At 48.0% G+C, this 26,368-nt stretch carries 21 protein-coding genes; 1 reads left to right on the plus strand and 20 read right to left on the minus strand.

All coding sequences use genetic code 11. From position 1 onward, the window contains the following. Positions 1–349: 349 nt before the first annotated feature. The 6 genes from Q0394_RS02355 to Q0394_RS02380 form a co-directional block, all read right to left on the minus strand. Positions 350–766: an acyl-CoA thioesterase gene (locus Q0394_RS02355; RefSeq protein ID WP_298945396.1), complete on the minus strand. Its 417-nt coding sequence runs from the start codon at positions 764–766 to the stop codon at positions 350–352. Positions 767–986: 220 nt separating this feature from the next. Continuing rightward, positions 987–2,816 (minus strand): invasion protein CiaB, encoded by a 1,830-nt coding sequence (gene ciaB / locus Q0394_RS02360; RefSeq protein ID WP_298945397.1) that lies wholly within the window; start codon positions 2,814–2,816, stop codon positions 987–989. Positions 2,817–3,032: 216 nt separating this feature from the next. Beyond that, positions 3,033–3,206, minus strand: a complete 174-nt coding sequence (locus Q0394_RS02365) for a DUF2892 domain-containing protein (protein ID WP_298945398.1) — start codon at positions 3,204–3,206, stop codon at positions 3,033–3,035. Next, on the minus strand, positions 3,200–3,412 hold the full coding sequence (locus tag Q0394_RS02370) for a DUF2892 domain-containing protein (RefSeq protein WP_002949192.1): 213 nt from the start codon (positions 3,410–3,412) through the stop codon (positions 3,200–3,202). Before Q0394_RS02370 ends, Q0394_RS02365 begins: the two co-directional genes overlap by 7 nt. 10 nt (positions 3,413–3,422) lie before the next feature. After that, a complete protein-coding gene (locus Q0394_RS02375) occupies positions 3,423–4,769 on the minus strand; it encodes an FAD/NAD(P)-binding oxidoreductase (protein WP_298945399.1) in 1,347 nt (448 codons plus the stop codon). 65 nt (positions 4,770–4,834) lie between these two features. Further along, positions 4,835–5,470 carry a Crp/Fnr family transcriptional regulator gene (locus Q0394_RS02380; RefSeq protein WP_298792664.1) on the minus strand — a complete coding sequence of 212 codons (636 nt, stop codon included), beginning with the start codon at positions 5,468–5,470 and terminating at the stop codon, positions 4,835–4,837. A gap of 167 nt (positions 5,471–5,637) precedes the next feature. Here Q0394_RS02380 and Q0394_RS02385 point away from each other — a divergent pair, with 167 nt between their 5' ends. After that, positions 5,638–6,594, plus strand: a complete 957-nt coding sequence (locus Q0394_RS02385) for an SLAC1 anion channel family protein (protein WP_298945400.1) — start codon at positions 5,638–5,640, stop codon at positions 6,592–6,594. A gap of 96 nt (positions 6,595–6,690) precedes the next feature. On the opposite strand, the gene Q0394_RS02390 is transcribed toward Q0394_RS02385, so the two are convergent. The 14 genes from Q0394_RS02390 to Q0394_RS02455 form a co-directional block, all read right to left on the minus strand. Then, positions 6,691–7,764, minus strand: a complete 1,074-nt coding sequence (locus tag Q0394_RS02390; protein WP_298945401.1) for a hypothetical protein — start codon at positions 7,762–7,764, stop codon at positions 6,691–6,693. A 226-nt stretch (positions 7,765–7,990) separates the two neighbouring features. Next, positions 7,991–10,432 carry a molybdopterin-dependent oxidoreductase gene (locus tag Q0394_RS02395; protein WP_298945402.1) on the minus strand — a complete coding sequence of 814 codons (2,442 nt, stop codon included), beginning with the start codon at positions 10,430–10,432 and terminating at the stop codon, positions 7,991–7,993. Between the two features lie 342 nt (positions 10,433–10,774). Beyond that, on the minus strand, positions 10,775–11,350 hold the full coding sequence (locus Q0394_RS02400; protein WP_298945403.1) for a hypothetical protein: 576 nt from the start codon (positions 11,348–11,350) through the stop codon (positions 10,775–10,777). A gap of 207 nt (positions 11,351–11,557) precedes the next feature. Further along, positions 11,558–12,073: an S-ribosylhomocysteine lyase gene (gene luxS, locus Q0394_RS02405; protein WP_298945404.1), complete on the minus strand. Its 516-nt coding sequence runs from the start codon at positions 12,071–12,073 to the stop codon at positions 11,558–11,560. 157 nt (positions 12,074–12,230) lie between these two features. Next, entirely contained in the window at positions 12,231–13,112 is an 882-nt protein-coding gene (locus tag Q0394_RS02410; RefSeq protein ID WP_298945405.1) for a class I SAM-dependent methyltransferase, read from the minus strand. Positions 13,113–13,260: 148 nt separating this feature from the next. After that, positions 13,261–13,752, minus strand: a complete 492-nt coding sequence (gene fldA / locus Q0394_RS02415; protein WP_002949173.1) for a flavodoxin FldA — start codon at positions 13,750–13,752, stop codon at positions 13,261–13,263. Between the two features lie 11 nt (positions 13,753–13,763). Next, the gene (locus Q0394_RS02420; RefSeq protein WP_298945406.1) at positions 13,764–14,480 is read right to left on the minus strand and encodes a hypothetical protein; all 717 of its coding nucleotides are present in this window, start codon (positions 14,478–14,480) and stop codon (positions 13,764–13,766) included. Between the two features lie 3 nt (positions 14,481–14,483). Beyond that, positions 14,484–14,804 carry a DUF2325 domain-containing protein gene (locus Q0394_RS02425; protein ID WP_002949171.1) on the minus strand — a complete coding sequence of 107 codons (321 nt, stop codon included), beginning with the start codon at positions 14,802–14,804 and terminating at the stop codon, positions 14,484–14,486. A 240-nt stretch (positions 14,805–15,044) separates the two neighbouring features. Then, the gene (locus tag Q0394_RS02430; RefSeq protein WP_298945407.1) at positions 15,045–16,838 is read right to left on the minus strand and encodes a M3 family metallopeptidase; all 1,794 of its coding nucleotides are present in this window, start codon (positions 16,836–16,838) and stop codon (positions 15,045–15,047) included. Positions 16,839–16,846: 8 nt separating this feature from the next. Continuing rightward, entirely contained in the window at positions 16,847–18,241 is a 1,395-nt protein-coding gene (dcuC, locus tag Q0394_RS02435; RefSeq protein WP_298945408.1) for a C4-dicarboxylate transporter DcuC, read from the minus strand. A gap of 286 nt (positions 18,242–18,527) precedes the next feature. Further along, positions 18,528–19,673 carry a toxin-antitoxin system YwqK family antitoxin gene (locus tag Q0394_RS02440; protein ID WP_298945409.1) on the minus strand — a complete coding sequence of 382 codons (1,146 nt, stop codon included), beginning with the start codon at positions 19,671–19,673 and terminating at the stop codon, positions 18,528–18,530. 112 nt (positions 19,674–19,785) lie between these two features. Continuing rightward, entirely contained in the window at positions 19,786–20,292 is a 507-nt protein-coding gene (locus Q0394_RS02445) for a DNA-deoxyinosine glycosylase (RefSeq protein ID WP_298945410.1), read from the minus strand. A 134-nt stretch (positions 20,293–20,426) separates the two neighbouring features. After that, entirely contained in the window at positions 20,427–24,014 is a 3,588-nt protein-coding gene (gene nifJ, locus Q0394_RS02450; RefSeq protein ID WP_298945411.1) for a pyruvate:ferredoxin (flavodoxin) oxidoreductase, read from the minus strand. 1,358 nt (positions 24,015–25,372) lie between these two features. Beyond that, positions 25,373–26,023: an HAD family hydrolase gene (locus Q0394_RS02455; protein ID WP_298945412.1), complete on the minus strand. Its 651-nt coding sequence runs from the start codon at positions 26,021–26,023 to the stop codon at positions 25,373–25,375. Between the last annotated feature and the right edge of the window lie 345 nt (positions 26,024–26,368).

Consider the following 26,368-nt stretch of genomic DNA (forward strand, 5'->3'; position numbering starts at 1 on the left):
TAATGTAACTTAAAATTCTACTTCAACGCTTAATCAAATTTGATCCGTTTGTGAGGCGTAAAGCGAGCAAAAGACAGTTAAAATTTGTAAGCTTAAATTTGATAGCGCGAGCGTTTTGGCGTTAAATTTATTTTGAATTATTTTTGGAGTGCGATAAATTTATCGTGGGTTTTGGCGAGCTAAATTTGACCGCCGACCCCACGAAACTAAATTTAGCTTCGCGAGCGAGCCGCGCAAATTCTGCCAAATTTGACCCGTTTGGCCAGCCGTTGCCAGCAAAACCGAGTCAAATTTGACGCGTTAAAGAGCCTAGCGAGATGGTTCGCTCTAAGCCCTCAAAATGAGCAGATCAAAATCCGTGCGCCTTTTTCAGCTGCGGATCGATCGGTTTTTTCGCGCCGTCTTTTGTCACGCTCACATAAGTCGCGATCGCGGATGTCACGTGTATGCGCTCGCGAAAACCCGCCGCATTTAGCCGCAGCGCCGTGACTTCGATCTTGGTTTTTATAGACGTATTGCCCGCAGCGATGATTTTGGCGTAGCAGCTCACGACGTCGCCGACGAAAACGGGCTGCTTAAATATAATCTCTTGCATCGAGATCGTCACGACGCGCTCGGGCGACAGCTCCCGCGCGGCCTGTGCGCCGGCAAGATCGATCTGGCTTAGTATCCAGCCGCCAAATATATTGCCCGCCGAGTTTGTGTCTTTTGGCAAGGCGACTTGTTTTATGCGCGGCTCGCCCATGCCTTCTAATGTTTTTTCCATTTTTTATCCTTTCTATTTTTATTTAAAATTTGCAAATTTAGCGACAATTAGCCGCATTTAGCCTATCTTGCGTCAAGCCAGAGTTAAATTTGGCACGTAAAATCCGCAACTTTATAGCGCAAATTTAGCGTCAAAAAGGTGCGAGTCTCGCTGCGCAAAAGGTAAATTTACAGCCCAATCAGCCGCAAGCCAATGTCAAATTTGACGGCAAAGGCGCGCTCTATTTCTCTCCCGCTTGCCACTTTTCCCATTCGCCGCTCTCGTCAAGCTCGTTTCCGATAGCCTTGTAGCGGGCGTAGTAGTGCTCTACAAAGGCCCTTGCCTGCGCGTGTTTAGGCAGGTAGCTTTTGCCATCTTTCTCGCAAAATTTCGCCAAAAACTCGCCTGCAGGAGCGCGCCTTGCGTAGTGAAGCGCCAAATTTTTGTAGTTTGCGAGGCAAATTTCTTTAAATTTAGCGTAGTGCTCGCGGTCAAATTTGACGACTAAAGCGCCGCCCGCAAAGCTAAGCGCGCCCGAGTCAAAAAGCAAGCTAAGATGTATGAGCCCCTCGCAGTAGTACGCGCGCACCTCATCGACCTCGCGCCACGCGATGAGCCCGACCGCGCGTGCGATCAGCTCGTGAAATACGCTCATCTCGTAGTCCTCGTCGCCGCCGATAAAGAAATTTACCAGCCCGCCCGTGGTCGCCTTGTACTCCTCGATAAATTTAAACTCGCCGTCCGCGTTCATCGCTTTTTCGGTGTCGGTGCCGACGAAAAGTATATGCCCAAACTCGTGCCCGATCGTGGAGATTTCGTAGGTTTTCTTCCAAATTTGCGGATTTTTAAACAAAATTTCGCGCCCGTAGTCCAAAAACTCGCGCGAGAAAATCTCCCCGCTAAGCTTCATAAACGGCCGCGCCTTGGCGCTCTCGTAAACGTGCTCGACGAAGGCGAATATCTTTTTACCACGCTCCTTGCTCACGGTCTCGTCGTTTGGCACGACCTGCGCGGAGAAAAGCCCATTTAGCTCGGCACCGTAGTAGATCATCGGCACGCTGATATATGTTTGCGTTCTAGCGACGTTTTGCGTGACTTGGCGCGCTAGCGCAGCGTCCTCTATCCCGCACTCGCGGCAAATTTGCTCGTAGGCGCGGATAACGTTAGCTTTAAATTTCTCCTCGTCAAAGTCGCTCGCTCCCGCTAGCCTCACGTCCCACTCGAGTGCGACGGCATGCGTGTAGGCATCCTCGTAATACTCGAGCGGATGGCCTGGCTGTAGCGGGCCTTTTACCTCCATCCATGCGCGCTCGGCGTCCTGCCACGCGGGGATCGTTCGGTCGTTTTCGCGCTCGCAAAACGCCGCCTTTAGCTTTTCAAAGTACGTTACGTAGGCTATTTGCTCGTCGTTTGCGGCTAGCGATTTTAGATTTTTGATTAGCTCCTCTAGCGCGTCTGCCACGCGTTTTACTTCTTTTTCAAAAGCCGCTGCATACGGCGCAAAGGAGTATTTTTCACCGTTTTTCATGACCGCACCATAGCTTCGCTCGCCCTTTTCGCCGCCGTCTTTTTGATACAGACGGTTTTCGCCTATAAATTTGATCGCCTCTGCCATGCTTGCAAATTTAGCTTCGAATTCTTTATTCGTCGTTTGCAGGATTTGCCTATCCCACGCGCTTTGCCACGCGTTCATCGCTAGTCCCGCGCCATGCATGCCGCTAAGTAGCGCCGAGTAGAAATCGTCTAAAATTTTCTCCTCTTTTACCCGCGCCAACAGCTTTTCGAAGCGCGCCTCGTAAAACTCGCGCACGAGCTCAAAAGCTTCGTCTTTTATGCGCCCTATCTCGGCTTCCTCGCGCCTTTGTTTTTTTAGCTCGTTTTCTAGCGGCTCAACCTTTAGATCGACGATGCGGCGCAAAACTGCGACTTTTTCGCTCTTTTGCCCCTTAAAACCCGCGATTTTTAGCATATTTTGCACGATCTCGCTTGGGTTATCCAGCTGCCTATACATCGCGTTTAGCTCATCTTTACCGGCCGCTACTAGCTCGTTTAATCTTTTAAAATCGTTCACGTTTATCCTTTTTAAAATTTGGCGTATTTTAGCTTAAATTTGATGCATATCGCGTTAAAAATGAGTAAGCGGGAGTTAAATTTGAAAGTTCGGACGGCTAAATTTGCGCCGTAAAGAGATTGGTTTATAAAGCTCAAATTTGCATTTATATAAAAATGGGGCACGGGGTAAAATTTGGAGGTCAAATTTTACCCGCGCGAGTAAATTTGGCTAAATTTAGCGCTTTAGCGAACAGCGGTTTAAAAAGTAACAAGCTGGACAAAATCCCGTAACGCCCACGATAAAGGGCACGAGTCCGACCAGTCCCCACCAGCTGCCAAATACGACTCCAGCGATCATTATCGCTAGACCGATCAGAGCTCTTATTATCCTAGTTTTATTACTTAGCATTGCGTTTTCCTCTCTTTGTTTTTACATTTTTTACACGTATTTATACCAAAAAATTTATAAAGAGGACAATAACCGTAAACAGCCGTCAGTAGCGGCACGAGACCGACCAGCCACAGCCAGCACTCGCAGACGAACCCAAATGCGTATATCCAAACCGCAGCGATTACTAGGCGGATAGTTTTATCTAAAATTCCGACGTTTTGCATTTTCTCTCCTTTATGCTAGACCTCTTATCATGCCTTGCATGACCATCGGCTTCATCATATATAGCTTCATCGCCCAGTTTAGGTAGCTCTCGCGAGTCGCGCCCATGCACGCTATCGTAGGCTCGGGCTTGCCCGTCCAGTTAAACTCCACCATCACCGCCTTACCAAATTTCGTTAGTAGCGGGCAGGCGGTGTAGCCGCCGTATCTAGCACTCGGTTCGCGTCCTTTTATGACGTCGGCTAAATTTTGCGCCAACACGGGATACATCTTGCGTATACTAGCTCCTGTTTTACCGGCGGGAAATCCACAAACATCGCCGATAGCGAATATATTTTTAAATTTCGAGTGTTGTAGCGTCTCGCGCGTGAGGCTAATCCAGTTGCCCGCCACATCGCCCTTTTCTACGCTTAGCCCGGCATCGGCGTATATTTTAGAAGCCTTCATGCGAGGCACTAGGTGTAGGTAGTCAAATTTTACTTCGACTAGCTCTTTAGCGAGTTTATTTTCGCCGTTTTCGCGGTACGGCATAGCGTGCTCAAATACCGCTATATTGGCACTTTTATCCACCTCAACCAGCTGATGCGAGGTAAAATACTTCACGTCTCGCTCCTCCAGCATTCCTTCTATCATTTTAGCATAAACCGGAGCGGAAAATATCGTCCGCGCGCCCGAGTATATCGAGATATCAAGCTTGTCTCTGTTGCCTAAATTTCGCGCCATATCTTCGGTTAGCAGCGTTACTTTTTTATTTGCGCCCGAACACTTCATCGGTGTTTTGTTGTCGCTAAAGACTATCTTGCCGCCTTCTTTGCCGACTTTTTTCATTATGCCAGACATAGCAACGGCGCCAGGGATCGTGTAGATAGAGGTCACGTTGTCGCTACCGATATCGTCGGCGCTAAGCCCTTTTACGCTCTCAAACTCATACTCCACTCCGCTAGCTATCACGAGGTAGTCGTAGTTCAAATTTGACCCGTCCTCTAGCTTGACGGAATTTGCCCCCGGATCGATGGAAGCAGCATTTTGCTTTATCCATTTTACGCCGTCTGGGATCAAATTTGATTTTTCGTAGGTTATGTCTTCGGGCAGATAGTGACCGGCTGCGATGAGCGTAAAGCCGGGCTGATAGTAGAAGTACTCGTCCTTATCAAGGACAGTTAGTTCGGCGTTTGGCATATCTCGTCGTAGTTTCGCCGCTAGGCTGATGCCGCCTAGACCGCCGCCGATTATTAGGATATTTGCGCGGATGTCCGCATTTTCTCCCGCATTTAGCTTGCTAGCACCTGCGACTCCCGCCGCTGCTAGCCCCGCCGCGCCTAAAATTTTCAAGACGCCTCTTCTGTCGATGCTTTGCATAAAAGCTCCTTTTAGAAGTTATTGTCAAATCATAGCGCATTTTAAAATTTAAATATGTAACAAAGTCACCTTAACGTCACGACTCCGCGTTTTAGCTCGACGAGCCCCTTTTTCTGCATCTCTTTTAGTGCTCTTGATACCGCCTCTCGCGCGCTAGCGATGTCGTTTGCGATCTGTTCGTGCGTGATCTTTAGCCCGTTTTTCGCGCCGTTTTGCTCGAGGAAATTTATTATTCTCCGAGCTAGCGGTAAAAATAGCGTCTGATCCATCGCCGTTATCGCCGAGCTAAAGCGCGTCGCCATGAGCTCTAGCGCGTGATTTGCCACCTGCGGATAGTTTTCGCGTAGCCTCTTAAATATCTCCCTTGGGATCAAAATCATCCGCACATCATCTTCGATTTGCAAATTTATCTCCGCTTGTAGCGCTCCTAGCGAACAAAAGCCGCACAGCATGCAGCTGTCGCCGTCTTGCAGGTTAAAGACGGTGATCTCTTTAAAATTACTCGTGCTAACCAGCCCGCGCGCACGCCCGCTTATGATGATCGCGTAGCCAAGGCAGCCATCTTTTGGGTATATTCGCTCGCCTTTTTTAAAGCTTTTTAGCATCGCACTTTTTAACACCGCCTCTTCATCCTGCGCACTAAGCGTAAATTTAGACATAAACCGTTGCTTTATCGTATCTTTTAGCTCGTCTCCCGACATACGCGCTCCTTGATTAATTTCGGCTTTGTTTAATTATATTTTCTTTTACGTAAAAGCCCGGTGATAAAATTTAGCTACAAAATATTTTAAGCATTGATTTATTTTGTGACTAACTCACCGAAATTGCGCTAAAATTGGGGTAAAATTTAGAAAAAACGAGGAAAAATATGAAAACGCAGGACGAAAAACCAAGCTGGCTGCAGCACTTTCCGATCATGTTTTACACCGTAGTTATGGGGCTTGGCGGACTGGCTCTCGCATACGAGCGGCTAAATTTGATCTTTGATATCTCAGGCGCGGTTTTTGAGATTTTACGCGGTGCGGCTAGCCTAGCGTACGCGCTCATCTGCGCTTGTTACGCGGCAAAGCTGATCAGATACCCGCAAGCTTGCAAGGCGGAGTTTTTCCACCCGGTGCGCGTAAATTTTTTCGCCGCCTTTTCGATCGGCACGCTGCTAGTCGCCTCGCTCTGGCGGGACTTCGCGCCAGTTTACGACGCGCTTTTTTGCGTGGGCGTAGCGTTTCAGACCTTTATCACGCTGCACGTCGTGTCTTTTTGGATCAAAAATAACGTCCAGATCGCGCACTCAAACCCCGCGTGGTTCATCCCGATCGTGGGCAATCTCTTTGTCCCGCTAGCAGCGCCCGCCGCGAGCGAGCTTGCGTGGTATTACTTTGCGATCGGGATATTTTTTTGGCCGGTGCTTTTTGCGGTTTTGTTTTACCGCATCATCTTTCACGATCAGATGCCGCAGAAATTTATCCCGACGCTTTTTATCGTGATCGCGCCGCCTGCGATGGCGTTTTTGGACTACGTCAAGCTCACTGGCAGCTTTGACGTCACGGCGAAGATCATGCTCTACATCACGCTATTTTTCGCGCTTCTCATCCTTTTTATGTTTAAAAGCTTTTTGCGGCTTAAATTTTTCCTCTCGTGGTGGGCGTTTACCTTCCCTACGGCTGCGGCTAGCATCGCGTTTTTTCGAGCGTTTGAGTTTAACGGGATCAAATTTTTCTTGTTTGCGGGAGCGGCGGGTTTTGCCATCCTATGCGTTTTTATAGGTATCGTGGGCTTTTACACGGTAAAAGCGATGCGGCGCAGCGAAATTTGCGTGCCTGAGTGACGGTTTTGTAAATTTGAGTAAATTTAAAAATCCGCGCTCAAATTTGATATTTAAACGCGGATTTTGGGAGCATAAATAAGCTGAAGCCGCTTAAATTTACTTTATCGATCCCATCATTTTTAGCATATTTTCAAGCTCTTTTACCTCGGCTATGCCTTGGTTGCACGTAGATTCTTGTTCCTCTTTGCTCATCTTTTTTATGCTCGCGTAGTCGGCCTCAAACTCTTTTTTCGTCGCGGCGACGTCAAAGTCCTTTTTACCCTGAGCCTGGGCTTGTTTTGCCATCGAATCGATGAAATCGTAAGAAACCTTTTTGTACTCCTCGCAAGCAGCAGGCATCTCAGCAGCCGCAAGCTGTCCGGCAAAAGCGCAAAGCGCGACGAAAAGCAGTGATTTTTTCATGTTTATCCTTTTTAAAAAATGCGGCGTATGATAGCGAAATTTGGATAAATTAGCCTTGACGCGCGATAAATTTTCGCTAAAAGATATCTCCTGCGCGTTAAATTTAACCCCGAGCGAGGCAAGCTTGTCTTGCAACGGCAGCGCCAGCTCCTCTATGCCGTTAAATACGCAAAGCGGCAAATTTTGCGTCCTATCTTGAGTCGCCGCAAAGCTCCCATCTTCAAAAAATTTCTTTAAAAACACAAGCTTTTTTACCTTATCAGCACGCAAGTCCTCGATGAAAATGCTGAAATATTTATATCCCGGCTCCTTGCGCGCTTCATCTTTCCGCGCGTAATCGTCCGCCAGCTCGCGGTAAAATTCGTTGTTTAAATCAGTAAGCGGCGCGATCGCTTCAAGCGAGCAAGGTGCCTCAAGCGCGGCGAGGGCGATTAAAATTTTCTCAAATTTAACGATGTCGTCCGCGACTTTTATCGGCTCCCACAAGCCGGCGCCGTGATAGGCAAAATACACGGACAAAGCGTCCCCCAGGGCAAAATCTACAAAAAACGGATCATCCATGCCGTTACGCGCGATGACCCGCCAGCTCTTGCGCCACTGTCCTGGTGCGTCGTCTGCTAGCTTCTCGCCCGTTTTGCGGCTAGCGAGCCTATATCCCTCTTGAAAACTCTCAAACTCGCCCTCGTCAGGATATAAAAACGGCAGTAAAATGCACTCTGAAACGATACGTTTGCGGATAAAATTTCGGATCAAATTGGGGATTTGCACGGCGCGGCCTTTGGGTTAAATTTGAGCGAATTTTAGCAGAGTTTTTAGTTCGCGTAAAATTTACGCCCAAATTCAACAAATTGCAAATTTGAGAGCGAAAAGACAAGCGGAAGTATCGCGGAGCAGATTTGCTTGTTTTGAAGTAAAATTTGAGCGTGCGCTAGGCATATAGCCTGCGGAGCGAAAATTTTACGAGATCAAGCAAAGATGCCCGCGAGACGACGCATTAAATGCTTTGTAAGATTTTAGGTTTAGAAAACGCCGTTATAGGTTTAATCTCCCCCTTAAATTTCTCAATCTGCGCTAGCACAGTGTGAGCCGAGTTGCTTTGCGCGAGTTTGGACGTGCCTTTGTCAAAGGTTAGCACGTTTACGCAGCCGTGTTGGCAGAGGCTCTTTTCGCCCCATTTTTCAGGGTCGTACCACGCGCCCTCGCAGATAGCTACGACGTGCTCAGGCACGATGTCGGTGACTAGTACGCCAGCTAGTATCTCGCCGCGGTCGTTAAATACGCGTGCGACGTCGCCCGTAGCTAGGCCGCGCTCTTTGGCGTCTTTTGGATTCATTAGCACAGGCTCTCTACCGCTAACTTCGGCGAAATTTCTAATGATAGAGTTGTTTAGCTGGCTGTGCAAGCGGTAGCGAGAGTGCGGGCTAACGACGTGCAGCGGGTATTTTTTCGTCGCGTTGCCTAGCCACTCTTTTGGCTCGATCCACGTAGGCATCGGCGGGCAGTCTGCGTAGTTCATCTTTGCTATCGTTGGCGAGTAGATCTCTATCTTGCCAGACGGCGTACCTAGGCGGTTTTTGGCCGGATTTTCGCGGAATGCCGCTAAGCGCGTGTATAGCTCGGTTTCTGTGTTGTCTTTTTCAAATCTCACGTAGCCTTTTTCGTAAAATTCCTCAAAGCTAGGCATGGTTAAACTTAGCCCCTTAGCCTGCTCTGCCGCGTCGGCGTAAAATTCCTTCATCCAGCCTAGCTCGTCCTTGCCCTCGCTAAATACTTCGCCTCTGCCCCAGCGTTTGCAGATTTGCTCGCAGATCCAAAAGTCACTCTTGCTCTCGCCCATCGGCTCTATCGCAGGTTTATATGCCACGATGTATTCGCCCGTAGAGCCCGTTTGGTTTATGTCGTTTCTCTCGACCTCTATAGCTACCGGTAGCACAATGTCGCTAAATTTTGCGGTGCTAGTCCAGTATGGCTCGGCGGTGATAACGGTGTCAAATTTACGCCACTGTTTTACGATGTTATTTACGTCTTGATGGCGCGTAAACATCGAGCCTGAAGCCATGTATGCGACCCTCATGTGCGGTAGCTTGATCTTAGTACCGTCGTAGTCGATCTCTTTGCCGGGATGCTCTAGCGCCTCGATGCTGCGAGAAGACGGGATAGTGATGTTTTTAGTCGTTTTCCACGGCGCACCGTCTACGTTTTCGTATTTCTCGTCGATGCGAGTACTTAGGCCTTTTAGCACCGGAGCGATCTTGTCCGTAGCGCCCGCAGAGCCGTATCCTAGGCTAAACTCAAATCCAAGCCCCTCTTTACCCACGTGTCCTAGCATCGCGTTTAGCACCACTAGCGCCCAGAAAGGCTGCTCGCCGTGGTCGGCTCTTTGTAACGCGCGGCCGATCAGCACGGTCGTAGGCTCTTTAGCCAGGCGCGTAGCAAACTGTGCTATCGTGCCCGCAGGTACGCCGCAAATTTTGCTCGCCCACTCGATATCTTTTACGACTTTATCCTGCGTGCCGAGGAAGTAGTCTTTAAATTTATTAAATCCGACCGTATATTTTTTGATAAATTCCTCGTCGTAGAGGTTGTTCGTAAACAGATAATGGCACATGCCGATGATGAGCGCGGTATCGGTATTTGGGCGCACGATGATATTTTCGCTGCCGTAGTAGCGTGCGGTGTCGTTTACCATGACGTTCACGCTATAGGTTTTGATGCCGGCTTTTTTGAGCTCCTGCATGCCTACGTAGCCGTCGTGAGTCGGAGGGACTGATGAGATTTGGTTGGTTACGATAGGATCGGTACCCCAAAATACCACGTTTTTAGCGTTTTTGACGACGGCTTTCCACTTCGTCGGAGCGTCGTAAACCGCGCTACCGCCTAGCACGTGAGGCATAATGACTAGACCCGCTCCGGTCGAGTAGTCGCCGCTTTCCTCCACGTAGCCGCCAAGCACTTTTAGCATCCTGTGCGCGACCGTACGACCCCAGCTGACCTTACCGCTGCCACCCCACCAGTAGCACTCGCCATATATCGCCTCGGCGCCGTATTTATCGAAGTTTTCTTTTAAGGCTTTAGCCGCTAGATCAAGCGCCGTATCCCAGCTAACGCGCACAAATTCGTCTTTGCCGCGCAGTTCGCTCTTTGCCGCGCCTTTTGCTTTTAGGTAGCTTTTGCGCACCATCGGATAGAGCACGCGGTTTTCGTTCTGCACGGAATCAGGCAGGCTGTAGTTCATTGTATTTGGAAATTTATCGCCCTCAAAATCGCTAACAGAAACGATCTGCGATGAATTCAAATTTGCCCAAAACGGACCGAATCTGTTTGCGCCGAACACTTTTTTGTTATCAAAAATCGTCTGTTTGACGCCCTCTATCCTGCTAGCCTGCGCAGCCGTAGCCGCCAAGGCCGAAAATTTGATGAAATCTCGTCTTTTCATCGGATTCTCCCTTTTTTACTTTTTTGCAGGAGCAAAGCCCCTGCCGTGAGTGAGAGTATACACTCCCTATACTCGCCCAAAGCACGCCTATGTTTGTGACATCTGCATGGTCGGGCAACTTTTTCCCTTATTTGCTTTTTAAAACCGTATATTATGCTCGCTCATTTCTTAATAACGTGGCTATGCAGCGAGCAAAATGCAGGCAAATTTAAGCCGGTAGCGTCAAATTTGCCGCCGTGAAAGTATAAAATCCCAAAAATCTAAATTTAAAGAACGAGCGTCGCTAAATTTCACATTTTAAGCGACGAGCGAATTTGATTTCGGCGCTAACCGCGCAGAGCCCTATTCTGCATCTTTTGCGTTATGCTGCAGGTATTTTACTATCAAATTTAGCTCCGTCTCCTCCAGCGCGACGTAGTTCGTATCGATCATCGACTGTAAATTTGCCGGCCACTGAGCCGCCGTAAAGCTGTTTGGCTCGTGCAATCGGTGACACGCAGAGCAGGTCTCCTCGTACTTTTGCTGGGCTTGTTTATATAGCGCGTTTGCGTCGTTACCTAGCGCGTCCGCGGCGACCTCGTACGTGCCCTCGACCTCATACCAAAGCTCGCCGTAGTCATCCTCGACCTCTTTTATTTTCTTAAAATTCGCCTCGCTTTGGGCATCAAAAACCGTGAAAATCTCGGCATTTTTGACGCTTCGCTGTATCTGAGCCAGATAGTTTGCCGAAACTGCGCCTTTTAGCTTGATTTTGGCCTTTGCACCGTCTTTAGAGACGACCTCAACCGGCGTTAAAACCTCGATCTTGCCGACTTTTTTACCGTCTAGCGATATATCGGTCGTCTTTGTTAAAACCTCGGCGTTTAAGCTTACCGCCGCCGCACAGGCCGCGACCAAAACGAATTTAAAACTTTTCATCGCACTTCCTTAAGAAAAATTATTAATGTAATTTTATAAATTTGCTGCTTAAAATTACATCGTTATATTTTATTACGAAGCGGATTTTATATATTAAAATAGTAAAATTTGAAGAATGAGAGCGGCAAACCTAGCCAAATTTGAAATTTGCTCAAATTTGCCGCGAGAGTAAAAGCCGCACAAGCGGCGGCTAAATTTAAAGATCAATCAGTGCTTTTTAAGCCCCATAGCAGCGACGTCTAGCGCGATTTGCTCGTTGTTTATCGTGACTAGTCCGCGCTCTAAAATTTTACTTGCGATCGCATGCGCTTCGTCTAGCGAGTGCATCTTGTACGTGCCGCACTGATACTTGTTAAGCTCGGGGATGTCTTCTTGATTTTTTACGCCCAGGATATCCTTCATCGACGCCGTCCACGCGGCCTTGACCGCCTCCTCGCTCGGCACGCCGATCACGCTCATGTAAAAGCCCGTCCTGCAGCCCATCGGCGAGATATCGATGATTTCAACGCCCTTGCCGTTTAAATGATATCGCATAAATCCTGCAAACAGATGCTCTAGCGTGTGGATGCCTTTTTCGGGCAAGATTTCTTCGTTTGGCTTGCAAAAACGCAAATCAAACACGCTTATATCGTCGCCTTTTGGCGTTTTCATCGTCTTTGCTAGACGCACGCCGGGCGCGTTCATCCTCACGTGATCGACGCAAAAACTATCTAGTAGAGGCATATTTTCTCCTTATTTTTAACATAAATTCGGCGTGATTTTAGCTAAATTTTTATTAGCCACGGCTTGATTTAAATTTGCATTTACGCAAATTTACTAAGCCGATAGCCAAAAAACGCAACCGCAAAAGTGGCTACTTTAGCTAAATTTATACGACCGACTATTTATTCGTATGCCAAAAAGCTATTGAGCCCGGATTCATAGGATCTTGAGAGAGTCCGATATCAGCGATCGCATCGTCTATGGCGATAACGTTTCGTCTGGCGGCGTTAAAGAAGGTCTCGGCAAAATTTATATTCCAACCTTGAGTTTTAAAAAACCCTCTTTGTCTTTCGCTAACGGCGTCGTTTGCTCCTTCTATTTGAAACCCAAACGGTTCTAAATGAGCGCAGCGCACGAAGTCGGCGGCATTTGCCACTACGTCAAACCATTGCGGCGGGATCTCCTTAACCTGCTCGATAGAGTGGCATGTAAAAACAAAGGCCTTTTTACCCAAATCTAACCCTTCAAGACTAGGCTCTAGGTGATTAAAATGGAAAAACTTAGCATTCATTTTAGGCGTTGCGGCGGCTAGTTTGCTAGCGATTTCTACGCCGCTTTGGGTAAATTCTCCGCCAAAATACCGCACATCCGTCGGTCCGCCCCTATAAAAAATTTCAATCAAATTTCGACCGTATCCGCAGCCAAGCTCCACGATACTATCATATGGCCCCGTCTCGTCGATGATATCTATCAGCATATCATAGAAGTTAAACGACGAGTGAAAAGGTACGATTAGCTCAGCTCCTTGTCTAGTGGTGAGTCTAGCAACCGGGATTTCGACGAATCTTAAAACATTCGTACTAAAAAGCTTTCGCTTCTCCCAAACCATCTCGTTTGTAACGTTATCCAAACTTAACTCGTGTAGCCGCTCCTTTTTCTCTAGCATTTTTACGGCTTGATAGCTATTGAGTCCGTTTTTTAGGCACTCATCCATAAATTTAGCCCTTGTCGCCCATGCTTTTTCATAAAAGTTTTGCCAATACTCCTCTTGATACGCCATACTTTCTCCTAAATTTAAAAAATAAATTTAATTCTACCTTTAAGATTTTAAAGAAAACTGAAATTTAAAAGATTGGATTTTAGTAGCTGGAATGGTTTTTGTTAGGATTGAAAAATCGGGCAAAAAGCCCGACTAGAAGTATTAAATTTTAAGCAAAATGAGGTTTGATCTGCTCTATCCAAGCGCTGATTCTAGGCTCGGTTTTTTCGCTTTCGTTATCGGCATCAAGCGGCAGACCAACAAATTTACCGCCTCTTACGGCTTCTGATTCGTCAAATTTATATCCGTCCACGGACACTGCGCCCACGACGTTTGCGCCGGCTTTTACGACCTCATCGTAAAGCTTGCCCATCGCGCCGCAAAAGCTATCCGCATAGCTCTCGGCATCGCCCATGCCAAATATCGCAACAGTCTTGCCGCTAAGCTTTAGTCCGCCAAAATCAAACGCGTCCCAGTCGTCTTGCAAGTCGCCCGTACCCCAGGTAGAAACGCCCAAAATCAGCTTGTCAAAGCCGTTTAGCTTAGCTGCGTCGCAGTTTGCTACGTTTAAAAGCTCGTTTTCTAGCCCCAAATTCTCGGCTAAAAAGCTCGCCGCCTCCTCAGTATTTCCCATACTGCTTCCAAAAATGATACCTATCATTTAAATTTCCTTTAAAAAATATGATGACTTATCGTGTAGGGCACCAGTCGCAACGATCCGCCGCGTCCGCACTCCCGTCTGACCTCAATGTAGCGCGAGAAATTCGCATTTCTCGGAGCTACGATAAACATCCTGTCAAACTCCCCGCCGCTAAGCGCCTCAAAGCCCCTAGCAATCTCGCAGTTAGCCAGATGAAACCGCTCTTTGGTTATCTCCTTAAAGCACGGCATAACGCCAAAAAGCTTGCGCCCGCCCTGCTCTGCAAAGATAATCCCGTCTTGAAAATAAACGTTTTTATCAAAATGTTTGGCGCGTATTTTATCATAAACAAACTGAGAAAACATTATATCTGCGTCAAAACATATTCCGTTTTGGGATTTTAGCATAAGGATTAGCTTTGCGGCCGGGTGCTTGGGAGAGACGGCTAGCGGCGGGACGGCGTCAAATTTACCTGATTTGTAGGCGCAGATGACGGCGTTTGAGGCGATACAAAAGCTTGAAATTTTACTTCGGCTAGGATTTTTGAAAGCGCACAGATCATCGATGCGTTTTAGAAAAATTCCCTCCAAATTTAAGCCCGAATACGCATAAATAAGAGGAATTTTTAGCTCGCGACCTGCGCAACAGTTGTATAAATTTATAAAAATTCGGGCTTTATTTACCGCGTCAAGCCCTGAAAAAATACTTGGAGTTATTTCTCCAATACCTGATAAAAAGCCGAATTTCATCTATTAGTCTTTTACCTTGCAGCATCCAAATTCCTTATCTAGCCCAAAGACTTTGCAATACTCGCTAAACACGCAGCTGACGCTTCTTTTGGCGCAAACGATTGGGATATTGCGCTTTTTGGCTTGGTTTTTTATCGTTTTCATCGTGTTGTGGTTTAAAAAACTGGTTAACATCACGACGCACTCGGTATCTTGCGGGATCGGTTTGCGATTTACGCGGTTTTCGTTGCGCGCGTCCCAGTGTTCGATCGCTTCTGCGCCGAGGTCTTTTAGGACTGCTTTTATGGGCGTTATCTCGTCGGCTCCGATAACTAAAACTGACATTTTAGGCTCCTGTTTATTTGATTGTGATTATTATAAAATAGATTAGCTAAAAAATAGCTTAGTTATGATAGTTGTTATCAGTTAAGTGCAAATTTGTAACGCATAGTAAATTTTGCGAGGTAGTTTTAAATTTGGCTAGCCTATTTACCTTTTACGGCTAAAAACGGCATTTAAGCGGTAAGAGCAAAAAGCTCAACGTTTTTGCTTTTAAATTTGGCAAAAAATAAATCAAATTTGGGTTCAAATTTGCCCGCCCAAATTTGCCGCCTTATCAAATTTCATCTGCTTCTCAAGCCGCTTAAACTCATCCGCATAAATTAGCGCATTATCGACGCATTCGAGCCAAAACTCCTGCGTTCGCGCGTCTTTGCCGAAGTGCTTTTGCAGCAAATCCTCGACGCTCATCACACCGCACTCCCGCAAAAACGCCTTGTACGCGCCGATGAATTTATCGCCCACGCGCCTAAACTCGCCCAGCAAAAACTGCGAGAGCAGGTAGCCGACCGCGTAGGGGTAGTTGTAGATATATTGATCGGTTTTGTAAAAGTGCAGTTTAAAATACGGCAAAAAGCCCTCTGCGTCCTGCGTCGTATCGCCGTAACGGCCTCGCCACGCCTTTTGCATGAGCTCTTCTATTTGCGCCGTGCCGACCGCGCCCTTTTGCCTAGCCTTTAAAAAAGCGATCTCAAAATCAAATCGCACGCCGATGTGCAGCATGAAATTTGCCGCAGATTTTAGCTCCTGCCACAAGATGTCAAAGAGCAAATTTTTATCTGAGCTGTTTTTTCGCAGATAGTTTCGCAGCACGGCTTCGTTAAAGGTGCTCGCAGCCTCCGCTAGCGTCATAGGAAACTGCGTGTGCAGCGCAGGCAGATCGCGCATGATCCAGTAGTGCCACGCGTGTCCGAGCTCGTGCGCCTGCTGGATCATATGCGCCTGCGTGCCCATATAGCTAGAAAACACGCGCGGCTGCCGAAATTTATCAAACCTCGTATAAAACGCGCCGCCTGCTTTGTTTTCGCGCACCTGCGCCTCGATCCAGTTTTTCTGCAGCATCATTTTGATAAATTTTGGAATCTCATCGCTAACCTCGCCCAGAGCAGCGCATATCGTCTCTATCGCCCGCTCGTAAGCGATCTCATCAGTGCCAGCAAACGGAGACGGCGCTAGCAGATCGCAGGCGTAAATTTTACCCTGCGGAAAGTACTTCGCGCGTAGGCTCACGCACTCTCTTATTTTATCCGCTCTTTGATCCAGCGCCGCAAACATCGCCGTTACGGCTTGCTCGCTGATTTTATTTTGCTGCAGGCTAGGCGTCAGAATATCCGTTCCAGCCGCCTTAAATTCGCCTAGCCTAAAGCCCTGAAGCAAATTTAAAACGTCGGCGTACAGGCTCGCGTGCCTAGCGTAATGCTCCGCCAGCCCCTCAAATACGCTCTTTCGTAGCGCGGCGTCGGGCGAGCCCTTTAAAACGCCCGCGCATTTTGAGAGATTATAGACGCTTTTTGTACCGTTTTTATCCGTAACCTGCACGGCGATGAGGTTGTTTAGATGCCTAAATACGCCGTAAAGCGGAGCGAAACTACTAGCCGCCGCGTCTTCGTAAATTTTACGTTCTTTTTCGTCAAATTTTGCCCGCCAGCTACTTTTGCGCTCGTCGTAAAGAAATTTTATCCGCGCAAACTCCTGTGTTTGGCGCGCGGTATCAGAAGGATCCAGCGCGTCTATTTTTTTAAAAATAATCTCTTTCGTCCGCTCAAGGCGCAAAAGCTTCTCTCTGATTTTCGCCTCGGCCACACCTGCTCGCTCGTCTTTGGTATCGTCGCTTGATTTGCAGCGGCAAAACGCGAGCAAGGAGTTTGCCTCCTCAAAGCCGTACTCGTATGCGTTTATCAGCAAATTTAACTCGCCGCCAGAGCCGAGCAGCCCCTCTATCTCGCCTAAAATTTCGTCCAAATTTGACAGCGCGTCCGTAAATCTCACGTCGTCAAAGTCGCCGTACGCGTCCTCAAACGTCCATCTAGGAAGCTGCATTTCGCGCCTCACAACGAGAGTAAAAATACGAAAATATGGTGGCTAAGCAGACCCAAGACCGCAGGCACGCTGCAGCGCTTTACGATATCGAGCGGACTGCACTTTAGCATACCCGCTATCGCGACGACTACGCCAGCTACGGGCGAGAGAGGGCGAGCGATAGTGGAGGCCTGGTGCATCGGTAGCACGAGCATAACCGAGCTCACGTTTAGCTTAGCGGCGATATGCGGCACCATCTCGATGAGAGGATAGAAGCTCGCGCCGTTTGAGCCCGAGATGATCGTAACTAGCGTCGTGATGACGACGAAAAGCACCGACATGCCAAAGCCGCCAAATCCTAGTGAATTTGCGAGCTTTACGATGCTATCGAGCATGCCTAGAGCCTTAAAGCCTTCGGCGAATATCCCCGCTGCGATGATAAGGATCACGACGCCGCTTAGGCTCTTGCCCATCGCTTGGAAAAATACCTTGACCCCTTCGGCGATCGGATCAAATTTAAACCTATGCCTGACCGCTTCAAAAAGCATCGCGATGACGACTGAAAGGATGATGATCGCCGAGATGTCAAGCTTGATAGAGGCGATGCAGTACTGCGAAAATACTACCACCAAAATCATCGGTAAAAACGGTAGTATCGCGTAAATTTTAGGCGCGGCGGCCTCGGGATTTTGCACCGCTCCGTCAAATTCCATCACTTCGCCCACGTGCTCGCTGCACACCCAGCCCTCTTTTTTATCGAGATATCTGTTCCAAAAAACGAGCGCGATACCCATCACGATCGAGGTCGGAAGCGCGGCTGGAATTTTATAAATGAAAACGTAGTCAAGGATACTAAGCTGCGTAGCCTTTGCCGCGGCGGCGGTCGATGCGCCGATGAGAACCATCGAGGCGGCTCCCGACATCGCGCAGATCGAGCCCACGGTGAGCTTGTTTAGTCCAAGCGAGATGAGCACGGGCCCTAGCAGCGCGAGACACAGCACGCCAAGCCCCACCGCGCTAGTGATGACCATGCTGATGAACTTAGCCACCGCAAATGCGACGAATACCATAACGTATGGGTTTTTGATCCTAGCAAAGCGCTTCGTAGCGATAGAGACGAAAGCATGGTTCGCGCCGATATGCGTCATGTAGCTCGCAAAACCCACCATAAACATGATGATAAGACCTAAATTTGCAAACCTGTTTGAGAACATATAGCGAATAAACTCGATGATGTTTAGGTAGGCGTTGCCCGTCGCTACGGCCTGTTTGGGCATAAAATTTCCCGTCCCCAGCGCGACCGAGCAGATCAACATAAAAACGCCCGAAAGAAAAAGCACGAGCGGTGCGTACTTGCCACGCACTATCGCCCAACCCACTATAAACAGCACTACCGTGCCGATAATAATACCCGCAGCAGCCATATTTTGCTCCTTTTTAGTGTTTTTGTGTATTAAATCTAGAGCAAATTTTACTACAAATATTGATATATTAAGCTAAAATAAAAATTATTTTTTAATTTTTTTTGAACGGTATTATTTTATGTAACTTTGATTTTTATTAAAGTTTTATACTAATAAAGCAGGGTTTGAACCAAAATTAACGCCTCGCATGCATTTAAAATTAAAAAATGCCAAACTCGACCAAAGCGTCAAATTTAAGCCGCATAGATCAAATTTGGCTCCGCTCAAATTTAAATTTTAGCCAAGCTCACTCCCTCGGCAGTCCGTTTTTATCAGACTTATCGCTGATTAGCTTACCCGATTCGTCGTATTTTTTGGCGCGGATGAGCCTGCCGCGCTCAAATTCGCCCTCGGCTTCGAGTTTGCCGTTTGCATAGTAGTGTTTCGCCGTGCCGACCTCCAGCCCGTCCTCAAACGTCACTTTGGCCTTTAGCGCGCCGTTTTCGTGATACTCCTCATATAGTCCGTGATAGCGCCCGTTTTTAAACATCACTTTCGCCGCCGGCGCCCCGCTCTCGTAGTAGTCCAGCCCCGCGCCTATTTGGCGGCCGTCTTTGTACTCGTATTCGCCTCGCAGCTTGCCGCCCGGGTAGTATTCGCGCGCGACGCCGTCCTTTTCGCCGTTTTTATAGTTTTCTACCACGCGCGTTTTGCCATTTTCGTAAAATCGCTTCCAAACGCCGTTTTTGCGGTCGTTTTTGTATTCGCCCGTCTCCTCCACGGCGCCGCTTTCGTAGTACCACGTCTCCGCGCCCTCTCGCTTGCCCTCTTTATACGTTCGCTTGCCGCGGATTTTGCCGCTTTTGTAGTAGTCTACGTCCTCGCCGTTTCGTAGCCCGCCCGCGTAGGGACTGCGTGCGCTAACCTCGCCGCTAATGTAATAATCGGTAAATACGCCCTCTCGCTTGTCCGCCTTGTAGGTGCCCTCCTGCTTTAACGCGCCGCCCCCGTCAAAGTAGTAGCGGCGATAGCGCCCGTCGCGGACGTCATTTTTGTATTCGCTCTCGCCCATCAGAGCGCCGCTATCTGCATGGTAGTGCTTCGCCGTACCCTCGCGGACACCGTTTTTTAGGGGGTATTCGTTTGAGGGTTTGTCCCTGCCGTCAAAATAGTCCCTATATCGCACCGCCGTGCCGCCCTGCACGTCTATCTCGCGTATAAGCGTGGGCGGCAGCGGTTTTAGCCTCGGATAGACCATGCCCATCGCATTTACGTCATATAGGTCCTCGGCGCTGTATCGAAGCATCTTAAGCGTGCCGTCGTAGAGCTTACCTTTTACGTAGTAAAGCCCGTTTTTTAGGCTCGCTTCGGGCTTCATTACGATTTTTGGCTCCAAGGCTTGCGCACCGATGGCTAGAAGCGGAAGTAAAAATAGAAATTTTAGGATTTTCATGGTTTTTCCTGCTTTGTTTGATTTGGGTAATTTTAAAATTTGAAACTAAATTTAAGGTGAAGACGCGGTTATTTTATTTTTGATGAGTTAAATTTGACAAGTCGCGCCAAATTTAACCGTCTTTTAGCGCCTCAGCGACGACCGTCCACTCTCGTACAAGCCTTTCAAGGCTAAAATTTGCGTTTGCCGGGCTGGTCGAGGGTAGTTTGACGGGCGGTTTGCCGGTTGCGTTTAAAATTTGAGTTTTTAGATATTTTTCGCAAATTTCATGCGCCTTGCCACCGTTGGCGAACACCTGCACGACGCGCGCTACGCTAAAGATCGGCTCTAAATTTGCAGGCACGACGGCAGTCATTTTAGCATCGCTCGAGCCCTTTATCTCGCACGAGATCGCAGCGTCGTAGATAGCGATGCGGTGTGCGAGTAGGAATTTTATCTTTTCGTCTATACTTTCAGGTAGCGGTGCGTTTAAAATTCCGGCCAGCACCAGCCAAAAGCGATTTTGCGGATTTGCGTAGTAAAAGCCAAATTTACGAGAAACGACAGAGGGGAAGGAGCCGAGGATTAAAATTTTAGAGTTTTTATCAAAAATCGGTTGAAAAGGATGGGTTTGGCTCATTTTGCGCCTTTTTAAATTTGCCGCGTTAAATTTAAAATTTCAAATTTGAAAGCAAATTTAACCACCCAAACGAGCGGCTAAATTTACAGATATTTCCCCTCGCCCGTCAAATTTGGGCGAGAAAAATTTGCTCCTTACTCGGCACTTTCGTTAACCTGGGCTTCCAAGCTAGACTCGACCTCATCGCTAAAATCGGCTAAAGATAAGCGTTTTAGCTGGCGGTAGCGTCTTTGCGCGTCGGCCTTATTTTTAGCCAGCAGCTCGTCTGCGTGCTCAGGGTTGGTTTTCTTAAGCGAGTTGTAGCGAACCTCGTTTAGCAAAAACTCCTCGTAAAGCGACCAGTCAGGCTCTTTTGAGGTCATTTTGAGCGGATTCTTGCCCTCTTTGATTAGGCGCGGGTCGTAGACGTAGGTCGGCCAGTAGCCGCATTTGGTCGCGAGCTCGCCCTGATCGCCAGAGAGCGCCATACCGCCCTTGATACCGTGCGCGATACACGGCGAATACGCGATCACGAGGCTAGGTCCATCGTAGGCCTCGGCTGCGGCGATGGCTTTTATCGTGTTTGCTTGGCTTGCGTTTGAGTTGATCTGCGCGACGAAGATATTTCCGTAGGTCATCGCGATGTAGCCAAGATCTTTTTTCTGCATCGGTTTGCCGCTAGCGGTAAACTGCGCTATGGAGCCTGCACGGCTTGATTTTGAGCTCTGGCCGCCGGTGTTTGAGTAGACTTCGGTATCTAGCACGAGCACGTTTACGTTCTCGCCGCTAGCTAGTACGTGATCAAGCCCGCCAAAGCCGATATCGTAGGCCCAACCGTCGCCGCCGATGATCCACTGAGATTTTTTGACGAGATATCTTTTTAGCTCTAAAATTTCTTTTACGCCCTCTACGCTTAAATTTTGCTCCAAAAGAGGGGTCAAAATTTTAGCGATTTGCGTCGTTTTCTCGCCGTCGTTTTTGTGTGCGATCCAGTCGGAGTATAGTGCGGCTAGAGCGTTTGGTGCGGTGTCTTTAGTGCGTAGCATCACGTCTTCTATGCGGTGGCGCAGCGTCTCGACCGCGACGTTCATACCCATGCCAAACTCCGCGTTATCCTCAAACAGCGAATTTGCCCACGCTACGCCCTTGCCGTCTTTGTTCGTCGTATAAGGCGTCGAAGGCGCGCTACCACCGTAGATCGAGCTACAACCAGTCGCGTTTGCTACTATCATACGGTCGCCGAACAGTCTCGTAACAAGCCCAATATAAGGCGTCTCGCCGCAACCCGGGCACGCGCCGTGAAACTCAAATAGCGGCTGCGCAAAACCCACGCCCTTGACGCTTTCTTTACTCATCAGGTCGTCTTTGTAGGTTACCTTTTTAAATAAATAATCCGCGTTTTCCTGCTCGTTTTTGTCCATCTCCTCGGCTAGTGGTACCATGACGAGCGATTTTTCCTTGCTCGGGCAGTTCTGGGCGCACAGTTCGCAGCCGGTGCAGTCTAGCGGACTAACCTGGATTTTATATTTTAGTCCTTTTACCTCTTTGCCTTTGGCGTCTAGGACGTGATCTTGCACGGTTTGCGGAGCGGCGGCAAGCTCGTTTTCGTCGATTAGAAACGGCCTGATGACAGCATGTGGGCAGACGAAGGCGCACTGGTTACACTGAATACAATTTTCCTCGATCCACTTAGGCACCATCACGCCGATGCCGCGTTTTTCGTAGGCCGTCGTACCTGATTTAAAGTGTCCGTCCTCGTACCCGACAAACGCCGAAACAGGAAGGCTATCGCCCCTAGCGGCGTTGATAGGTTTAACGATTTTTTCTATAAATTCATCGCCTACGTATTTTTCCTCATTTGCGGCGTCATCGGTCAAATTTGCCCAGTTAGGATCGACCGCGACTTTAACTAGCCCGTCCGCGCCCATGTCGATGGCCTTGTAGTTCATCTCCACGATCGCCTCGCCCTTTTTGGCGTAGGCTTTGTGTGCGTACTCTTTCATGTATTTTTGCGCGTCGGCAAACGGGATGATGTCAGCGAGTTTAAAAAACGCCGACTGCATGATTGTGTTCGTGCGGTTTTTGAGCCCGATCTCGCGAGCTAGCTTGGTGGCGTTGATGATGTAGAAATTTACCTTTTTAGTGGCTAAAATTTTCTTTACTTTATTCGGCAGTTTAGCAACCGTCTGCTCGGCGTCCCAGATCGAGTTTAGTAGGAACGTCCCGCCCTCGCGGATGCCGTCTATGACGTCGTAAATTTCAAGATATGCCGCGACCGAGCAGGCGACGAAGTGCGGATTTGAGACGAGATAGGTCGAGCGGATCGGGTTTTTACCAAAACGCAGGTGCGATCGCGTATAGCCGCCTGATTTTTTACTATCGTAGGCAAAATATGCCTGCGCGTAAAGCTCTGTTTTATCGCCGATGATTTTGATTGAGTTTTTATTCGCTCCTACGGTACCGTCCGCGCCAAGTCCGTAAAATAGGCACTCTTTTACGCTTGCGTCGCTTAGCGAAATTTTCTCGCCGACTTTTAGTGAGGTAAATGTCACGTCGTCTTCGATACCGACGGTAAAGCCGTTTTTAGGCTCACTCAAATTTAAATTTTCAAAGACGGCTAGCATTTGCGCAGGATCGACGTCTTTTGAGCTTAGGCCGTAGCGGCCGCCCACGATCACGGGCTGATTTTTGCGTCCGTAAAACGCCGCCTTGACGTCCAGATATAGCGGCTCACCCAGGCTTCCAGGCTCTTTCGTGCGGTCTAGTACGGCGATCTTTTCTACCGTCTCAGGCATCACGTCAAAGAGGTATTTTAGACTAAACGGACGATATAGATGCACCTTTAGCACGCCTACTTTTTCGCCTTTTGCGCGCAGGTGATCGACGACCTCTTCTAGAGTTTGCGTGACCGAGCCCATCGCGATCACGACGCGCGTAGCATGCGGATCGCCGTAATAATTAAAAGGACGATAATCGCGTCCAGTGATTTTTGAAATTTCTTTTAGATACTCGGCCACGATATCAGGCACCGCGTCGTAGTAGCGGTTAGCTAGCTCGCGAGTTTGGAAATAAATATCGTCGTTTTGCGCTGTACCGCGAGTTTTAGGACTCTCGGGACTTAGCGCTTCGTCTCTAAATTTTTGCAGCGCCTCGCGGTCAAGAAGCCTATCAAAGTGCGCGTAGTCAAGCACCTCGACCTTTTGTATCTCGTGGCTCGTGCGAAATCCGTCGAAAAAGTGCAAAAACGGCACGCGACCCTTGATCGCCGCTAGGTGCGCGACGCCGGCGATATCCATGACCTCTTGCACGGAGCCGCTTGCCAGCATAGCAAATCCCGTTTGCCGACAGGCATAGATGTCCTGATGATCGCCAAATATAGAAAGCGCCTGAGCCGCGATAGATCGCGCGCTCACGTGGATGACGCCGGGTAGTAGTTGACCTGCGATTTTGTACATATTTGGGATTTTTAGAAGTAGACCTTGCGAAGCCGTGTATGTCGTAGTTAGCGCGCCTACTTGCAGTGAGCCGTGCACAGTGCCCGCAGCTCCGCCCTCGCTTTGCATTTCGACGACCTTAACGGGCATACCGAATAAATTTTTCTTGCCCTGAGCCGCCCACATATCGGTGTAATCAGCCATAGGCGAGCTAGGAGTGATCGGGTAGATGCCCGCAACCTCGGTAAATGCGTACGATGCGTGCGCCGCAGCCTCGTTTCCGTCCATAGTTTTCATTATTTTAGCCATTTTCCGCCTTAAATTTTCTTATGTTTTTTAAAAATCTTTTATTATAGAGCTAAATTCCAAAATCTATCATTAATCCGCCGCTTTACATTTTCAAAAAGGATTAAATTTAATAATCTAAAGCCTCAAATTTGAGCTACAATCAAAGAATATTTGACGGCCGATTTTTATAAATTTGCTAAAATTTAGCCGCTAAATTTACAGCAAAGAGACGTATGGGTAAAATTTTATCCGCTAGCCGCGTTTTTCGTCTTATGTTTTTGCACCGCGGCGGATGAAAATCGCGCAGGCGAAGCAAAACCCGCGACAGACTACCGCGAGGATATGCGCCGCTTCGTCATCACCATCTCGCAATACGGCAAAAAATTGATAAAAATTTCATCGTCATCCCGCAAAACAGACTTGGGCTAATCACCAAAGACGGCTCAGCTAGCGGCGAGCTGCGGCAGAGCCACCTATGCGCAGTCTCGGCCGTGGGCGCCGAGTCGCTGTTTTACGGCTACCCGGGCGACGACGAGCCCGCTCTCGCCGACACAAGGAATACATGCTTAAGCTATGCCGCCTCTACGCGCAAAACAGCGTGCGGGCGCTAGCTACAGACTACTGCTAGGCTGCGAGCAATGTAGACACCTCATATCGGCGCAGCAAAGAAAACGGTTTTATTTGTTTTGCGGCGGATAAACGCAACCTGACTACCGTTCCAAGGCGTCCAAACATTCCGCACAACGTAAACAGTAAAGATATAAACACGGTTGCAGACGCCGAAAACTTTTTGTATCTGATCAATAGCGAAAAATTTTCTACAAAACGGCAGTTTATCGATGCGCTCAAAAATACGGATTACGATATCATAATAATGGATCTGTTTCACTTCAAAAAAGCCTACACAGCGTCCGAAGCAAGAGAACTCAAAACAAAACGCAACGGCGGAAAGCGGCTCGTAATCTGCTGGCGAGGCAGAGGATTATCGGTGTTATTAAAGTGACGCCTGGAAAACCAGAAAGCCCGCCTGACTCATGGAGGAAAATCTGTGCTGGAAAGGAAATTATGTCATCAAATATTGGAATGCGGATTGGCAAAAAATAATTACGGAAAAACGACGGCTCATATCAAAAAAAATCTTGTACGCGGGCTCTGACGGAGTTTATCTTGACATAATTGATGCGTTTGAGCACTTTAAAAAAGGGCGCGCTAGTTAAATCAAATTTGCCTTTTTCTTACGAGCTTGCTGCAAATTTGACTTAATTTCTGCCCCGCGAGTGGATAAATTTATAACCGCAGCAAAACATTAAAAATGGTCGTTTAGCAAGCTAAATATGTGCTTTGGTTGCTAAATTTAACTGGCACGGTAGCAGGCAAGCTCATCTGCCGGCTATAAATTTAACCGCTTCAAATGCATTTTGAAAGATCAAATTTGAATGCTCGCGCAAGTCAGCCTCCTTGCCGTAGCCGCAAACTAGCCCGACACCCGTGATACCAGCATACTTCGCCGCCTCTAGATCCATCGTCGTATCACCGATCATAAAGGCGCTCGCCTTATCTTGCGCGCTTGTTTTGCCTAGGCGCTCAAGAGCCGTGTTTATGGGCTCGGGGTCTGGTTTTGGATTTACTACGTCGTCTCTGCCGATCACGGTTTTGATAAATCTCATGACGCCCAAGTGCTCAAGTAAAATGACTGAAAATTTCGACGTTTTCGTCGTCACGACGCCAACGTCCGCAACCTCGCTAGCAAGTGCCAACGCACCCGCCGCACCCTCAAGCAGAGATGTTTGCTCCAAAAAAATCTGCTCGTAACGAGCCTTGTATGCTGCGATATAATCAGACACTAGCTGCGTCGGCGCACCGAGCCCCGCAAACATAAAATCAAGCGGATGGCCGACTAGAGCTTTGACGGCCTCAGGGTTTGGCGCGGGTTCTCCGTGAGCGAGAAATGCCGCGCCAAATCCGTCAAGGATAGCAGGCGTCGAGTCGATAAGCGTACCGTCTAGGTCAAAAAGTATGGTTTTTTTCATTTTACTTCTTTCGTTTTTTATTTTGATGTTGCAAATTTGGCGGCATTTTCAAGCCGAATTAACGTTTTAATAAACTTTGATTTTACTTTTTGTATTTTAAAATTTGCCTTAAGATAGCTTTTTGTAAATTTTTGATTTTTAAATTTATACTTTTTGGCTTTGGACTAAATTTTATGCGACTGCACTCTAAGACGCCGAAATTAAGGATTTGTTAAAATGTTTATGCTGTCAAATTTGACTTTAAAATATGAATTAGATTTTAAATTTAACGAAAGCGGTGAAATTTAATTAGGCTCAATTAAACTTAAGCGGATTTTCTCTTATCAATTTCAATAGTTTCTGATA

The organism is uncultured Campylobacter sp. (assembly GCF_938039205.1).
In the GTDB taxonomy this organism is placed as follows: Bacteria; Campylobacterota; Campylobacteria; order Campylobacterales; family Campylobacteraceae; genus Campylobacter_A.

Coding starts and splice junctions, on each gene's coding strand:
- Q0394_RS02425 (WP_002949171.1), bottom strand. CDS start 14,804: ATGTCAGTTTTAGTTATCGGAGCCGACGAGATAACGCCCATAAAAGCA.
- Q0394_RS02410 (WP_298945405.1), bottom strand. CDS start 13,112: ATGGCGTATCAAGAGGAGTATTGGCAAAACTTTTATGAAAAAGCATGG.
- luxS (WP_298945404.1), bottom strand. CDS start 12,073: ATGCCTCTACTAGATAGTTTTTGCGTCGATCACGTGAGGATGAACGCG.
- Q0394_RS02380 (WP_298792664.1), bottom strand. CDS start 5,470: ATGTCGGGAGACGAGCTAAAAGATACGATAAAGCAACGGTTTATGTCT.
- fldA (WP_002949173.1), bottom strand. CDS start 13,752: ATGATAGGTATCATTTTTGGAAGCAGTATGGGAAATACTGAGGAGGCG.
- Q0394_RS02370 (WP_002949192.1), bottom strand. CDS start 3,412: ATGCAAAACGTCGGAATTTTAGATAAAACTATCCGCCTAGTAATCGCT.
- nifJ (WP_298945411.1), bottom strand. CDS start 24,014: ATGGCTAAAATAATGAAAACTATGGACGGAAACGAGGCTGCGGCGCAC.
- Q0394_RS02420 (WP_298945406.1), bottom strand. CDS start 14,480: ATGAAATTCGGCTTTTTATCAGGTATTGGAGAAATAACTCCAAGTATT.
- Q0394_RS02455 (WP_298945412.1), bottom strand. CDS start 26,023: ATGAAAAAAACCATACTTTTTGACCTAGACGGTACGCTTATCGACTCG.
- Q0394_RS02445 (WP_298945410.1), bottom strand. CDS start 20,292: ATGAGCCAAACCCATCCTTTTCAACCGATTTTTGATAAAAACTCTAAA.
- Q0394_RS02440 (WP_298945409.1), bottom strand. CDS start 19,673: ATGAAAATCCTAAAATTTCTATTTTTACTTCCGCTTCTAGCCATCGGT.
- Q0394_RS02355 (WP_298945396.1), bottom strand. CDS start 766: ATGGAAAAAACATTAGAAGGCATGGGCGAGCCGCGCATAAAACAAGTC.
- Q0394_RS02375 (WP_298945399.1), bottom strand. CDS start 4,769: ATGCAAAGCATCGACAGAAGAGGCGTCTTGAAAATTTTAGGCGCGGCG.
- Q0394_RS02430 (WP_298945407.1), bottom strand. CDS start 16,838: ATGCAGCTTCCTAGATGGACGTTTGAGGACGCGTACGGCGACTTTGAC.
- Q0394_RS02365 (WP_298945398.1), bottom strand. CDS start 3,206: ATGCTAAGTAATAAAACTAGGATAATAAGAGCTCTGATCGGTCTAGCG.
- Q0394_RS02400 (WP_298945403.1), bottom strand. CDS start 11,350: ATGAAAAGTTTTAAATTCGTTTTGGTCGCGGCCTGTGCGGCGGCGGTA.
- dcuC (WP_298945408.1), bottom strand. CDS start 18,241: ATGGCTGCTGCGGGTATTATTATCGGCACGGTAGTGCTGTTTATAGTG.
- Q0394_RS02385 (WP_298945400.1), top strand. CDS start 5,638: ATGAAAACGCAGGACGAAAAACCAAGCTGGCTGCAGCACTTTCCGATC.
- Q0394_RS02395 (WP_298945402.1), bottom strand. CDS start 10,432: ATGAAAAGACGAGATTTCATCAAATTTTCGGCCTTGGCGGCTACGGCT.